The sequence below is a fragment of the Mycobacterium celatum genome (genome assembly GCF_002101595.1).
Classification (GTDB): domain Bacteria; phylum Actinomycetota; class Actinomycetes; order Mycobacteriales; family Mycobacteriaceae; genus Mycobacterium; species Mycobacterium celatum.
The window spans coordinates 1-13,349 of the sequence record NZ_LQOM01000050.1 but is presented as its reverse complement, the minus strand read 5'-3'; the positions used below and the strand labels follow the sequence as shown (position 1 = coordinate 13,349).

At 65.7% G+C, this 13,349-nt stretch carries 15 protein-coding genes; 9 read left to right on the top strand and 6 right to left on the bottom strand.

The window, feature by feature from the left end:
* Window positions 1-15: 15 nt before the first annotated feature.
* The 4 genes from AWB95_RS21305 to dnaA all read right to left on the bottom strand — a co-directional run bounded on the left by AWB95_RS21305 (window position 16) and on the right by dnaA (window position 4,902).
* Window positions 16-588 (bottom strand): DUF721 family protein, encoded by a 573-nt coding sequence (locus tag AWB95_RS21305; protein ID WP_062539930.1) that lies wholly within the window; start codon window positions 586-588, stop codon window positions 16-18.
* A complete protein-coding gene (gene recF, locus AWB95_RS21300; protein ID WP_062539929.1) occupies window positions 585-1,733 on the bottom strand; it encodes a DNA replication/repair protein RecF in 1,149 nt (382 codons plus the stop codon). The genes AWB95_RS21305 and recF overlap by 4 nt, the downstream gene beginning before the upstream one ends.
* 8 nt (window positions 1,734-1,741) lie before the next feature.
* A complete protein-coding gene (dnaN, locus tag AWB95_RS21295; RefSeq protein WP_062539928.1) occupies window positions 1,742-2,941 on the bottom strand; it encodes a DNA polymerase III subunit beta in 1,200 nt (399 codons plus the stop codon).
* 467 nt (window positions 2,942-3,408) lie between these two features.
* Window positions 3,409-4,902: a chromosomal replication initiator protein DnaA gene (gene dnaA, locus AWB95_RS21290; RefSeq protein WP_085168616.1), complete on the bottom strand. Its 1,494-nt coding sequence runs from the start codon at window positions 4,900-4,902 to the stop codon at window positions 3,409-3,411.
* A 594-nt stretch (window positions 4,903-5,496) separates the two neighbouring features.
* On the opposite strand from dnaA, the gene rpmH reads away from it, so the two are divergent.
* The 9 genes from rpmH (at window position 5,497) to AWB95_RS21245 (ending at window position 11,728) form a co-directional block, all read left to right on the top strand.
* Window positions 5,497-5,640, top strand: coding sequence for a 50S ribosomal protein L34 (gene rpmH / locus AWB95_RS21285; protein WP_081968348.1), 144 nt, complete (start codon window positions 5,497-5,499; stop codon window positions 5,638-5,640).
* Between the two features lie 21 nt (window positions 5,641-5,661).
* Entirely contained in the window at window positions 5,662-6,012 is a 351-nt protein-coding gene (gene rnpA / locus AWB95_RS21280) for a ribonuclease P protein component (RefSeq protein ID WP_062539927.1), read from the top strand.
* Window positions 6,009-6,341, top strand: coding sequence for a membrane protein insertion efficiency factor YidD (gene yidD / locus AWB95_RS21275; protein WP_062539926.1), 333 nt, complete (start codon window positions 6,009-6,011; stop codon window positions 6,339-6,341). The genes rnpA and yidD overlap by 4 nt, the downstream gene beginning before the upstream one ends.
* The gene (yidC, locus tag AWB95_RS21270; protein ID WP_062539925.1) at window positions 6,292-7,404 is read left to right on the top strand and encodes a membrane protein insertase YidC; all 1,113 of its coding nucleotides are present in this window, start codon (window positions 6,292-6,294) and stop codon (window positions 7,402-7,404) included. The genes yidD and yidC overlap by 50 nt, the downstream gene beginning before the upstream one ends.
* 93 nt (window positions 7,405-7,497) lie before the next feature.
* Window positions 7,498-8,046, top strand: a complete 549-nt coding sequence (locus AWB95_RS21265; RefSeq protein WP_062539924.1) for a Jag family protein — start codon at window positions 7,498-7,500, stop codon at window positions 8,044-8,046.
* Window positions 8,047-8,107: 61 nt separating this feature from the next.
* Complete coding sequence (gene rsmG / locus AWB95_RS21260; RefSeq protein ID WP_062539923.1) at window positions 8,108-8,821, top strand: 16S rRNA (guanine(527)-N(7))-methyltransferase RsmG; 714 nt, start codon at window positions 8,108-8,110, stop codon at window positions 8,819-8,821.
* On the top strand, window positions 8,818-9,777 hold the full coding sequence (locus AWB95_RS21255) for a ParA family protein (RefSeq protein WP_062539922.1): 960 nt from the start codon (window positions 8,818-8,820) through the stop codon (window positions 9,775-9,777). The genes rsmG and AWB95_RS21255 overlap by 4 nt, the downstream gene beginning before the upstream one ends.
* Window positions 9,774-10,760, top strand: a complete 987-nt coding sequence (locus AWB95_RS21250; protein ID WP_085168615.1) for a ParB/RepB/Spo0J family partition protein — start codon at window positions 9,774-9,776, stop codon at window positions 10,758-10,760. Before AWB95_RS21255 ends, AWB95_RS21250 begins: the two co-directional genes overlap by 4 nt.
* A gap of 236 nt (window positions 10,761-10,996) precedes the next feature.
* Window positions 10,997-11,728 (top strand): hypothetical protein, encoded by a 732-nt coding sequence (locus tag AWB95_RS21245; RefSeq protein WP_062541623.1) that lies wholly within the window; start codon window positions 10,997-10,999, stop codon window positions 11,726-11,728.
* Here AWB95_RS21245 and AWB95_RS21240 read toward each other — a convergent pair.
* Both AWB95_RS21240 and trxA read right to left on the bottom strand, forming a co-directional pair.
* A complete protein-coding gene (locus AWB95_RS21240; RefSeq protein WP_062541622.1) occupies window positions 11,715-12,935 on the bottom strand; it encodes an N-acetylmuramoyl-L-alanine amidase in 1,221 nt (406 codons plus the stop codon). The genes AWB95_RS21245 and AWB95_RS21240 overlap by 14 nt on opposite strands.
* 121 nt (window positions 12,936-13,056) lie before the next feature.
* Window positions 13,057-13,349 (bottom strand): thioredoxin (gene trxA, locus AWB95_RS21235; protein ID WP_099539785.1); only part of this gene is annotated, 293 nt, incomplete at its 5' end.

The following is a 13,349-nucleotide window of genomic DNA, read 5'->3' as shown; positions in this document are numbered from 1 at the left end:
CGATCCTTCGATTCGTCAACCATAGGTGTCCCGGGGGCCTCGTCCAGCGATATGCAGCGGCCCTTTGCGCCACGACGGCGCGACCGGGCCGGTGATCTTCAACGACGTCACCACGCCGTCGCCGACTTCAGCGGCGATTTTCGCGATCAGTTGCGCTTGCATGATTCGCAACTGGGTTGCCCAGGCCGTTGATTCCGCCGACACACTCAATACGCCGTCGCGCAGTGCGGTCGGGGTGGCGTGTTCGGCGATCTGCTGGCCGACCACCGAGGACCACTGCCCGAACACCGCGCCCTCGGCGACCCGCTGCGACCAGCCGTGCTTCTTCGCCACGTCCCGCGCGGCGGTGCCGAGCGGTTGGGGGTCTCGATGGTCGGGACCGGGCCCGGACCAGCGTCGTCGGCTGGACGTGCCGGCGACGCGACGGCCGGGCGGTAGTAACCGGCGGCCCCGCCCGATGTCCTTGCCCTGGTTGCGCGCAGCGCCGCGGGCCTCTTCCAGCGTGCGCCGAACCAGATCCATCCCTGCCAACCCGCGCAGGTGCTCCGGCGGGCCCGCAGCAGCAGTGGCGTCGTCCCGGTCTGTCATATCTGCACCGCCGATACCCGGCCGTGGTCGTCCTCGGCCAAAGTGATGGCGACTTGTCGGGCGTCCCAATCGCGGGGCACGTCGTCGGCGACCGCCGCGGTCACCAACACCTGCTCGGCCGAAGCCGCCGCGACGGCAAGGGCTTGCCGACGAGCCGCATCGAGTTCGGCGAACACATCATCGAGCAAGAGCACCGGATCACCTCCCTCGCCACGGAGCAATTCATAAGCCGCAAGCCGCAGCGCCAACGCCATCGACCACGATTCACCATGACTGGCAAAGCCTTTCGCGAGCTGATCGCCCAGCCGTAACTCCAGGTCGTCTCGGTGCGGCCCAACCAGACACACACCGCGCTCCAGTTCGGCGTCGCGCCGGCGCGCCATCGAGGCCAACAACGCAGCTTCCAGGAACTCCACGTCCGCACCATCGCCGGAAGCGATGTCGATGCTGGCGCGATAACCAATCGATGCGGTCCGTGATCCAGGGGCCAACAGGGCGTACGCCTTGACCACCTCGGGGCCCAACTCGTTGACCAGCTCCATCCGCGCGGCCATCAACGCGGCGCCGTGGGCCGCCAGGTGGCCGTCCCATACGTCCAGCGTGTCCAAGACCCCGCGGTCGCCCCGCAACCGGCCGCCGACCGCGGTCTTCAGTAATGCCGTGCGCTGACGCAACACCTTGTCGTAGTCGGCGCGCACCGCCGCGATCCGTGGCCGCCGAACGGTGGCCAGGTCATCGAGGTAACGACGCCGGTCGGCCGGATCGCCGCGGACCAGCGCCAAATCCTCGGGCGCGAACAGCACCGCACGCAACACGCCGATCACTTCGCGCGCACTGCGCACCGGGGAACGATTCAGCCGGGCCTTATTCGCCCGCCCGCTGGTGATCTCCAGGTCGACAGCGCATTCCCGACCCTCGTTGACCACGATCGTCGACACCACGGCCCGCGGTGCGCCCACCCGGATCAACGGTGCATCGGTCGCCACCCTGTGTGAGCTCAGCGTCGACGAATACCACAGCGCCTCAATAAGATTCGTTTTTCCATACCCATTCGGTCCGACGAACACGGTGCGTCCCGGCGCCAGGTCCAGATCGGCGTGTTCCCACGACCGGAAATCTCGCAAGCCAAGATGACGGACGTACACGCCAACCGCTAACCGGGCAAACGGACCGGCATCAGCAAATAGACGTAGTCGGTCGAGACGGCGGGGTACGGGCCGCTATCGGTGGGTTGCGGGTCGTCGTCGGATGTCGGGCGCAACACCGCCGGCCGGCTGGGCGTGGTGAAACCAAACGACACCTTCTCCGAATGCAGCGACCCCAGCCCGTCGGTCAGGTAGGTGGGGTTGAACGCGATCGTCAGCGGTTCACCGGCGAATTCGACCGGCAAGTCCTCTTCGGCCCGACCGACGTCGTCGGCGCCGGCGGACAGTCGCAGTGCATCGTCGGAGAACTCCATCCGCACCTGCGCGCCCCGCTCGGCCACCAGGGCGACGCGCTTGATCGCTTCGGTCAACTCGGCCACCCCGATGGTGGCCACCGCGGTGTGTTCGGTGGGCAGCAGTTGACGGAACTTCGGGAATTCAGCGTCAAGAAGACGTGTCGTGCTGCGCTTGCCGTTACCGCTGATGCCGAGCAGCCCGTCCTTGCCCACCGCGGACCCGGCACCCAGAGACAAGCGCACTTCGGTGCCGTCGGTACCGGTCTTCGCCGCCTCGGCCAACGTTTTCGCCGGCACCAGCACCGCGGCCTCGATGTCCGGGGAGGCCGCCGACCAGGTGAGCTCGCGGACCGCAAGCCGAAACCGATCGGTGGCGGCCAGCACCACCGTCTCACCGGAAATCTCGACCCGAATGCCGGTCAACATCGGCAAGGTGTCGTCCCGTCCGGCCGCGACGGCCACCTGGCTGATGGCCTCGGCGAACAAGTCCGCCGACAACGCACCTGTCTCTTCGGGAAGTGTCGGCAGCGTCGGGTAATCCTCGACCGCCATCGTGGGCAGCGAAAAGCGAGCACTCCCGCAGGTCAATGACACCCGGGTGCCGTCGACATGGACGTCGACCGGTTTGTCCGGCAATGCACGGGTGATATCCGACAGCAACCTTCCGGATACCAAAACCGTTCCAGGCGAAGCAATTTCAGCAGCAAGCCGTACCTCGGCGGACACCTCGTAATCGAACCCGGAAATGGTCAACCCGTCGTCCGAGCCGGTCAGCAGCACACCGGCCAGGACCGGCACCGTGGGTCTGGTGGGCAGATTCCTCGCCACCCACGCGACGGCGTCGGCGAAGTCTTCCCGGACCAAGCGGAATTTCAAGTCAGTCAAGCCGACCTTGGTCGTCGCCACGTCCATAGCGTCCCTTCATCACCCCGAACAGCAAGGTTCATCTCCAACGGCCAACCCCGCTGACGAACGCCACTGCCTGTAAATCCGCCACGACGGCCGTAACGGCAGTCGAACAACAACCGTAGAGCTTCCGTCGTCATCTTGAAAGCTAATCGATCGCAGTGACAAGCCGTGACCGTCGAGCCGATAGGCGGGTGTGGAACGGTGTGTCCCCAACGGTCTTTTCGAAGAAGAATCTACGAAGAGATACCGGTAACAGTAATAGGTGCTGTGCATCCTGGGGACGGTGGACTGTCGGTGCTGATGGGGATGGCACCGGGGTGTGGATGAAGTTGTCGGGGCCTGTGGGGTTTGTGTGCGCGGGTTGGGGATGTGGCGCGCTTGTGCACGAGGCTGTGCGGCGAGGACGAAGGCCTGCGTCGGTTGCACACAGCTGTATGCACAGCCGGTGATGACAAAAATTTTTCGACAGATCAGCGCTTGGAGCGCTGGCGGATCCGGGTCGTCAGTTCCTTGACGTGATCGAAGACCTCACGACGCTCGGCCATCTCGCCACGGACCTTGCGTTCCGCGTACATGACAGTCGTGTGGTCGCGGCCGAATGCCTGTCCGATCTTCGGCAGTGACAGGTCGGTCAGTTCGCGGCACAGATACATGGCGATTTGGCGGGACTGCGCCAGGGCGCGCGTTTTGCCGGGCCCGCGAAGTTCGTCGACTGTGGTGTCGAAGTATTCGGCGGTGGCCGCCATGATGGTGGCCGCGCTGATCTGCATGGTGCTGGCGTCGGCGATGAGATCACGCAACACGATCTCGGCCAGCGCCTTGTCGATCGGCGTTTTGTTCAACGATGCGAAAGCCGTGACGCGGATCAGCGCGCCCTCGAGTTCGCGGATGTTGCGCTCGATGCTGCTCGCGATCAGCTCGAGAACTTCGTCGGGAACGGCGAGACGTTCCATTTGTGCCTTCTTGCGCAGAATCGCGATGCGCGTTTCCAGTTCTGGTGGCTGGACGTCGGTGATGAGTCCCCACTCGAACCGCGTCCGCAGCCGATCTTCGAGGGTGGCCAGTTGCTTGGGCGGGCGATCGGAGGTGATCACGATCTGCTTGTTGGCGTTGTGGAGCGTGTTGAAGGTGTGGAAGAACTCTTCCTGGATGCCCTCTTTACCTTCGATGAACTGAATGTCGTCGACCAGCAGCACGTCCACGTCGCGGTAGCTGCGTTTGAAGGCGACTTTGCGGTCGTCGCGCAGAGAATTGATGAAGTCGTTGGTGAACTCTTCGGTCGAGACGTACTTGACCCGCATGCCGGGAAACAGTCGTTGCGCGTAGTTTCCGGCCGCGTGCAGAAGGTGGGTCTTGCCCAGCCCGGATTCGCCCCAGATGAATAACGGGTTGTATGCGCGGGCCGGTGCCTCAGCAATCGCCAGGGCGGCAGCGTGAGCGAACCGATTCGACGCGCCGATGACGAAAGTGTCAAAGGTGTACCGGCGGTTGAGACTGGTGCCGCCCGCGGTCGCTGCATCGTTGCTGTGGGGCCGTTCGGTGAAATACGTCGGCCAGCTCTCGTGGGCGCTTGCGAGCGCTTCACGGTCTTCGTCGACCTCGTCGGTGGGGTCCTCGGGCAGCGGCCCGGTGTCGGTGTCGGTGCCGTCCGGCGACGGCGGGGCGATGCGGACGCCGAGTTCGATTTGGTGGCCGAGCCGACGGCTCAGCGCGTCCGTGATGTGGGTGCGCAGGTGTCGTTCGATCTCGTTTTGCACAAAGCTGCTGGGCACCGACAGCAGAGCAAACCCCTCGACGATTGTGAGCGGCTGAACCAGGTTCAACCAGGCTCTTTGCTGGGGAGTCAGGGGCGCGGCATACGGTTCGCCGTTGGTCGGGGTGCCGTCGCCGTTTGCTTCGCCGTTGAGTTCGGAGACGACCGCGTTCCACACCGTCGCGAAGTTTGGACTGGGATCATCGGTCAACGACGGATCCCCCTGGCTTGAAGTCGCGGTACAACCACTGGTAGCGACGACGGACTGTCCACATGGTTATCCACAGGTGTGGACAGGACGGTCGTCATCGCGACGCAGTCTATCGGCGACGGCACGCGAAATCGGCGCCCGAGACAGCCACCGTAGGTTGCCTGGGGAGAGAGCCGGTTCGCCATCCTCGCTTCGTTGTCGGGCGCCGTTCCAGTCTGAAACGGCATGGCCCGAAGCTAACAGTTTTCCGTGCGAGTGCCAACCGTTCTGCAACATTCCTGGTGCGCTTCAATCAGATTGTTTGACGCAGCGTGGCAGGTGTGAAACCAGTTAAGGATCGCCTCTCGGAAGATGATGGGTGAGCGCATGGTTGGGTTGGTCCGAGTTGCGCGAAGGGACTGGTTTGACCCGGCGAAGCCGCGTCAGTACCCTCGAACAGTCGCCCGAAAGTCGGCGATACGGCTGCGATCCGAGCTAGTTCGTTCGGGGCCCGCGCCGGTTACCAGCGAGACACAGAGCCTACCAAAGGCAATCGTGTCCGGCCGTTCGAGTTGCGTGGCCGGAAGCGATGCCGCAGGCAACGAGGAGAGAGCCGTGGCGAAGGGCAAGCGGACCTTCCAGCCGAACAACCGGCGCCGAGCCCGCGTCCACGGTTTTCGGCTGCGGATGCGTACTCGGGCAGGACGGGCAATCGTGTCCAGCCGGCGTCGTAAAGGACGCCGTTCACTTACTGCTTGATCCATTTCTGGTGACACAGCGGTGCTTTCCGCGCAGAACCGCATGACGCGGTCGACCGATTTCGATGCGACGGTCAAGCACGGGCTGCGAGCGGCGCAGCCGGATCTTGTCGTGCATGCCCTACCGGGTCCGCAGGGTGCGCCGCCGAAGGTCGGGTTGATCATTTCGAAGTCGGTTGGCTCGGCCGTACAGCGGCATCGGGTGGCCCGCCGGCTACGGCATGTGGCGCGCTCGGTGTTGCCGGAACTGGGGTCCGATCACGTGGTGATCCGTGCGCTGCCCAGCAGCCGCGACGCGGTTTCGGCGCGGCTGGAGCGGCAGTTGCGCGCCGGGCTGAGGCGGATCCGTCAGCTGGCGGGATCGCGCGGATGACTGCGCTGAGGCCTCGATGGGCCCGCGGCGCCGGGGCAACGGCGGCCCGTGCGGCGATTTTCTTGATCCAGCTCTACCGCCACATGGTGTCACCGCTCCGGCCGGCAACCTGTCGGTTCATGCCGACCTGTAGCCAGTACGCCGTCGACGCGTTGACCGAATACGGGCTGGTGCGGGGCGGCTGGTTGGCGGTGGTCCGGTTGGCGAAGTGCGCTCCGTGGCATCGGGGAGGATGGGATCCAATACCGGAGCGCGGGGTAGCGCCGGCCGGCGTGCGAGATGTCTGGGACCCCCCAGCCGAGCGAGGGGAGATCGAGTCCGTTGTTTGATGTGTTCAGCCTGGACATCTTCTACTACCCGGTGTCGGCCATTATGTGGTTGTGGTACAAGGCATTTGGCTTCCTACTGGGACCCTCGAGCTTCTTCACCTGGGCGCTGTCGGTGATGTTCCTGGTGTTCACCCTGCGGGCCATCCTCTACAAGCCGTTCGTTCGCCAGATCCGCACGACCCGGCAGATGCAGGAATTGCAGCCGCAGATCAAGGCACTGCAGAAGAAGTACGGCAAGGATCGCCAGCGGATGGCGCTGGAGATGCAAAAGCTGCAGCGCGAACACGGCTTCAACCCGATCTTGGGCTGCCTGCCGATGCTGGCGCAGATCCCGGTGTTCTTGGGGCTCTACCACGTGTTGCGGTCGTTCAACCGCACGACGGGTGGATTCGGTCAGCCGCACATGTCGGTCGCCGAGAACCGTGCCACGGGAAACTACGTGTTCAGCCCAACAGATGTGGCGCACTTCCTGGATGCCAACCTGTTCGGCGCACCGATCGGCGCGTTCATGACCCAGCGCACGGGGCTGGATGCGTTCACAGAGTTCAGTCGGCCCGCGGTGATCGCCGTCGGCCTGCCGGTGATGATCCTGGCCGGCATCGCGACCTACTTCAACAGTCGCGCGTCGGTTGCGCGACAGAGCCCCGAGGCGGCGGCCAACCCGCAGACGGCGATGATGAACAAGCTTGCGCTGTATGTGTTTCCGCTCGGCGTCGTGGTCGGCGGCCCGTTCCTGCCGCTGGCGATCATCCTGTACTGGTTCGCCAACAACATCTGGACCTTCGGTCAGCAGCACTACGTGTTCGGCATGATCGAGAAAGAGGAAGAAGCCAAGAAGCGCGAAGCGCTGGAACGGCGAGCCGCCAACGCACCGGCGCCCGGCGCCAAACCCAAGCGCACACAGAAGGCCTCGGCAGGAAACGGGGCGTCGACGCCGGCGAGCGAGTCGGCGGCGGCAAGCGCGGAGTCCGACGGCCAGGCCAGTGAGCCGACGGCCGCGAAGGCCAATCCGGCCAACCGGACCCCGCGGCCCGGAGCGAGGCCGAAGAAACGCAAACGGTGACCGGCCCGCGGATGCGGCCCGCGTGAGCGGAAGCCGGTCTGCAGCAGCCGGGTCAGAAAGCAGCCCGACGACGGGATAGAGGAAGAGACAGCCATGACGGGGACAACAGAACGCGACGCGAACGACCAACCGGCGGAAGAACAGGCGCCGGACGACGAGCCCACCGCGGACGCCGATTTGGAGGAACGCTTGGTCGCCGAGGGCGAAATTGCAGGCGACTATTTGGAAGAGTTGCTCGACCTGCTGGACTTCGACGGCGACATCGATCTGGATGTCGAGGGCAACCGCGCGGTGGTGAGCATCGATGGGAGCGACGACCTCACCAAGTTGGTGGGACGCAAGGGGGAGGTGCTCGACGCGCTGCAGGAACTGACCCGGCTGGCGGTACACCAGAAGACGGGTGTGCGTAGCCGGCTGATGCTCGACATCGCCAGCTGGCGCCGGCGCCGTCGGGAAGAGTTGGCCGCGCTGGGCGACAAGGTCGCCCGGCGCGTGCTGGAGACGGGCGAGCGCGAAGAGCTTGCGCCGATGACGCCCTTCGAGCGCAAGATCGTCCACGACGCCGTCGCTGGGGTGCCCGGGGTACACAGCGAGAGCGAGGGCGTCGAGCCCGCGCGCCGGGTCGTCGTATTGCTCGACTGACGGGCCCGTCAGAGTTACACCCGTGTAGTTCGCGACGGCGGCACGGCCGGAAGACCGGAGGATGTTTCACGTGAAACATGTCGAGGTGGCCACTCCTCCGGATGCCGCAGCGGCAATCTTCGGAGATCGGCTTGGTGTCGCCCAGCGATACGCGGAACTATTGGCGGGCACCGGTGTCGAGTGGGGCCTGCTCGGTCCGCACGAGGTGGATCGGGTGTGGGATCGCCATCTGCTGAATTCCGCTGCGGTGGCCGAACTCCTGCAGTCGGGGGCGCGGGTGGCCGACATCGGCAGCGGCGCCGGCCTGCCCGGGTTGCCGTTGGCGATTGCGCGCCCCGACATCCGCATGGTTCTGGTCGAGTCGCTGCTGCGCCGAACCGAGTTCCTCCGGGACGCCGTCGCCGAGCTCGAACTCGACGTGGACGTGCTGCGGGGCCGGGCAGAGGATCGCGCCGTCCGCGAGAGGGTGGGCGGAAGCGACGTGGTGGTGTCGCGCGCGGTGGCGCCGCTGGACAAGCTGACCCGCTGGAGTCTGGCGCTGCTACGGCCCGGCGGACGGATGCTGGCGATCAAGGGCGAGCGTGCGACAGAGGAAGTCGGTGAACACCGGCGTGTGATGACAGAGTTAGGCGCCGTGAATGTCAGGGTGGTGAAATGTGGCGTGAACTACTTGAGTCCGCCCGCAACCGTGGTGGTGGCACAGCGCGGAAAGCCGGCCCCGATGGGGCAGCGCCCGCGCCCGCGGCCCTGCCGGCCGAACAGGGAGAGCCTATGACTGCGCCACGCAGGCCGGTTGCCTCCGGGCCCGAAGCTCCCAAGATGCCCGCGCCGAATGTTTCACGTGAAACATCGGCCGAATACGACACCCCGATCGGCGCCGCCGCCGAGCGGGCAATGCAGGTGCTGCACACCGCGCACGAGCGGTTACCACGGCCCAGCCACCGGCGGCTGTTCACGATCGCCAACCAGAAGGGCGGGGTCGGCAAGACGACGACGGCGGTCAACCTCGCTGCGGCGCTGGCAATCCAGGGCCTCAAGACACTCGTCATCGATTTGGACCCGCAGGGCAACGCCAGCACCGCGCTCGGCATCACCGAGCGCCACTCCGGCACCCCGTCGTCGTATGAGGTGTTGCTCGGTGAAATGCCGCTGCGCGCCGCTCTTCGCCGCAGCCCGCACAGCGAACGGTTGTTCTGCGTGCCGGCCACCATCGACCTGGCCGGCGCCGAGATCGAATTGGTCAGCATGGTGGCCCGCGAGAACCGGCTGCGGACCGCGCTGACCGCACTGGACCAGTCGGACTTCGACTACGTCTTCATCGACTGCCCGCCGTCGCTTGGGTTGCTGACCATCAACGCGTTGGTCGCCGCGCCCGAGGTGCTGATCCCCATCCAGTGCGAGTACTACGCACTGGAGGGTGTCTCGCAACTGATGAACAACATCGAGATGGTGAAGGCTCACCTGAACCCACAGCTCGAGGTGACCACCGTCATCCTCACCATGTACGACGGCCGGACCAAGCTCGCCGATCAGGTGGCCGACGAGGTGCGCCGCTACTTCGGCGGCAAGGTGTTGCGAACGGTCATCCCGCGCAGCGTCAAGGTGTCCGAGGCGCCGGGCTACAGCATGACCATCATCGATTACGATCCCGGTTCGCGCGGGGCGATGAGCTACCTCGACGCCAGCCGCGAACTCGCTGAACGAGACCGACCAGTGAAGGGGCAACCATGACTCAGCCGTTGCGCAGGAAGGGCGGCCTCGGACGCGGCCTGGCTTCGCTGATTCCCACCGGACCGACGGACGGCGAGGCCGCCTCGCAGGGCCTGGGGCCGCGGATGGGCGACGCCGCCGCCGACGTGGTGCTGGGCGGCCCGACGGCGCCCGGAGCGGCCGGCATGGGCGCGGTCTACCGCGAGATCGATCCGGCACTGATCGAGCCCAACCCGCGCCAGCCACGCCAGGTGTTCGACGACGAGTCCATGGCCGAACTGGTGCACTCGATCCGCGAATTCGGCCTGATGCAACCGATCGTGGTTCGCGCGCTGGGCGCATCCCAGGACGGTCAGCGCTACCAGTTGGTGATGGGGGAGCGGCGCTGGCGCGCCGCCCAGCAGGCCGGGATGACGGCGATACCCGCGATCGTGCGGGAGACCGGTGACGACAACCTGCTCCGCGATGCCCTGCTGGAGAACATCCATCGTGTCCAGTTGAACCCGCTGGAAGAGGCGGCGGCTTACCAGCAACTGCTCGACGAGTTCGGGGTCACCCACGACGAACTGGCCGCTCGCATCGGGCGGTCCCGCCCGCTGATCACCAACATGATCCGGCTGCTACGGCTGCCGATCGCGGTCCAGCGCCGAGTCGCCGCGGGGGTGTTATCGGCCGGTCATGCCCGCGCGCTGCTGTCGTTGGAGGGCGGCCCGGAGGCCCAAGAAGAACTCGCCGCCCGGATCGTCGCGGAGGGGTTGTCGGTGCGCGCGACCGAGGAGGCGGTGACCCTGGCCAATCGCGGTGACGCGGGCAAGCCCGCGGCGCCCAAACGCAAGCCGATCCAGATGCCCGGGCTACAGGACGTTGCTGAGCGGCTCTCCAGCGCCTTCGACACCCGCGTGACAGTCAGCCTCGGCAAACGCAAGGGCAAGATCGTGGTCGAGTTCGGTTCGGTGGACGATTTGCAGCGCATCGTCGACCTGATGAACTCGTCGAAATCCTGAATATACACACCGGGTAATTACGTCACTGTGACACTGGCGTCGTCCCAGCTGGCCGGTCGATCCGCCTGTCTGCGAATCATGCTGCGCCCCAGTACTTTTGGACGCTCAAACGGATACGGCGCCGGCCACACCGCGTTACTGGCCCGGCGAGGCCCGATGCTCCTATCCTGGAAGGGTTGTCTGGGCGTATCGGCTTCAGGGTCGACGGCAGCACCGCACGGAGGCGCAGGAGTCTAGTGTCTGCTCGAATCACACCGCTGCGGCTCGAGGCCTTCGAGCAGCTGCCCAAGCATGCGCGCAGGTGCGTGTTCTGGGAGGTGGACCCGGCGATCCTCCGCAAGGGCGACCACCTCGCCGACCCGGAGTTCGAGAAAGAAGCCTGGCTGTCCATGGTGATGCTGGAATGGGGGTCGTGCGGGCAGGTGGCCACGGCCCCCCCGGCGGAGTGTGAGCACAGCGAACCACCATGCCTGGGGTATGTGCTTTATGCGCCGCCCCGGGCGGTGCCGCGGGCCCACCGGTTTCCGACCGCTCCAGTCTCCGCCGACGCGGTCCTACTCACGTCTATGGGGGTGGAGCCGGGTCGCGGCGCCGACGACCTGCCGTACAGCCTGATCGCCCGCGTTGTGGACGAGCTGGTCCGCCGGGGCGTGCGGGCATTGGAGGCCTTCGGACGCACCGCGGAGGTCGCCGAGTTGGCCGATCCGCACGCTGTCGACCCCGAGTTGCGGCCGGTGCTGGAATCGGTCGGCGACTGTTCGGTGGACCGCTGTGTGATCAGCGCCGACTTTCTGCGCGACGTCGGATTCGTCGAGGTGGCACCGCACCGCTATTTCCCGCGGCTGCGGCTGGAACTCGACAAGGGCCTGGGCTGGAAGGCCGAAGTCGAAGCCGCGCTGGAAAGACTCCTGGAGAGCGCACAGCTACAGCAGCCGGTGGCGGCGGGCTCGTCGGTTACGAACCGCTGAGCCGACTGGCCTGCTCCACCGACAACTCGTGAGCAAGTAGCTCGGCGAAGGTGAAAGTCCCTGTGGGACGGTCGTTTTTGCCGAGCAGATACAACCGCTTGACGGCGGCCAGGATGCCCTCGGCGATCGCGTCGCGGGTCTGGGTGGAGACCAGCATCGCCCGGTCGCGCGGATTGGTGATGTAGCCGACATCGACCTGAACCGTCGGCATGCGGGTCAACCGCAACAGGTCCCAGGTGCGGCCGTGGGTGCGGCAATCCCGTAATCCCGTGCGCGCCACCACTTCTCGCTGAATGAAGTCGGCCAGCATGCGCCCGATGGTGGACACCGAGCCGTGCGAGTTGCCGAAGTGGAAGGACGCCACGCCGTTGGCCGACGGGCTGGCCAAGGTTGCGCAGCGCAGGCTGATCATCAGGTCGGCGCCGACGGCGTTGGCCGTCGCGGCCCGCTCGGCGTCCGACGGACTGCGGTTGGTAGGTCGCGACAGGAATGTCTCCATGCCGATCGCGGTCATCCGACCTTCGAGCCGACTTGCCAAGTCCCACAAGATATCTGCTTCACTGATCGGCCCGGCTGAGTTCTGTGTGATCAGCCCGTGGTCCGAACCGCCGCGACCCGGGTCGATGATGATTCGTTTACCGGACAGCTTCGGGCCCGACCGTCGCACCAGCTCCTCTTCGCGGATGGCGTGCGGAGACCCGCCGCTGACCCGCGCGCTGAGAAAATACAAGGAGCGCAACGTTTCCGGGCCGCAGATGCCGTCCGCGTAGAGCCCGTATTCGCGCTGGTACGACATCAGCGCGTTGTGGGTCTGCAACCCGAAGTATCCGTCGACCAGCCCGGTGTAGAAACCGAGATCCTGCAGCCTGGCTTGCAGCGTCGCGACGTCGTCGCCGTACATGGGGGCACCGAATTGATGGCTCAGCGTGCGGGCACCCAGCCGATAGGACGCTTCTTTGAGCGCACGGTAGGTGGCCTCGCCGACGACACCGTCCACCAGCAAGCCGCGGTGCTGCTGAAAAGCGCGCACCGCGTGGTCGAGTTCCTCGTCGAACAGGTCGAGCGCGACATGCCGTCCGGTGGTGAGATCCTCGTCGGGACCGCTCAAATGGCCCAACGCGGCCAGCGCAGCGCGAATCTCGGTGACCGCTGCGCTGCGGTCACCCCAGCGCAGCGCTTCGCCGGCGCCGCGATGCGGAGTCGACATTCCAAGGCCTCCGGTGAGCCGGTGTGATCAGCCCTGCCCATTGCTTGACAGGCTTGGCGGTATTGTCGCAGACGGTCTTCGATTTCGGGAAAACACCAGGCAAATTGGGACGGTGTCTCGACTACACGTCGGAAAGCTCCCGCAGCAGCGCCGCCTTACCCTTGGCGCCCACAATCCGTTTCACCGGCTGACCGTCCTTGAACAAAATCAACGTCGGAATCGAGACCACCTGGAAATCACGCGCGGTCTCCGGATTGGCGTCCACGTCGAGTTTGGCGACGGTGAGTTGCCCGGCCTTTTCGGCGGCGATTTCGGCGAGCACCGGCGCCACCATCCGGCACGGGCCGCACCAGGTGGCCCAAAAATCAACCAGCACAGGCGTATTACTTTTCAACACGTCGGTTGCGAAAGTCG

Coding starts and splice junctions, on each gene's coding strand:
- dnaN (WP_062539928.1), bottom strand. CDS start 2,941: ATGGACGTGGCGACGACCAAGGTCGGCTTGACTGACTTGAAATTCCGC.
- AWB95_RS21265 (WP_062539924.1), top strand. CDS start 7,498: ATGACGGGGACAACAGAACGCGACGCGAACGACCAACCGGCGGAAGAA.
- yidD (WP_062539926.1), top strand. CDS start 6,009: ATGACTGCGCTGAGGCCTCGATGGGCCCGCGGCGCCGGGGCAACGGCG.
- yidC (WP_062539925.1), top strand. CDS start 6,292: ATGTCTGGGACCCCCCAGCCGAGCGAGGGGAGATCGAGTCCGTTGTTT.
- AWB95_RS21305 (WP_062539930.1), bottom strand. CDS start 588: ATGACAGACCGGGACGACGCCACTGCTGCTGCGGGCCCGCCGGAGCAC.
- AWB95_RS21240 (WP_062541622.1), bottom strand. CDS start 12,935: ATGTCGACTCCGCATCGCGGCGCCGGCGAAGCGCTGCGCTGGGGTGAC.
- AWB95_RS21250 (WP_085168615.1), top strand. CDS start 9,774: ATGACTCAGCCGTTGCGCAGGAAGGGCGGCCTCGGACGCGGCCTGGCT.
- AWB95_RS21255 (WP_062539922.1), top strand. CDS start 8,818: ATGACTGCGCCACGCAGGCCGGTTGCCTCCGGGCCCGAAGCTCCCAAG.
- rsmG (WP_062539923.1), top strand. CDS start 8,108: ATGTTTCACGTGAAACATGTCGAGGTGGCCACTCCTCCGGATGCCGCA.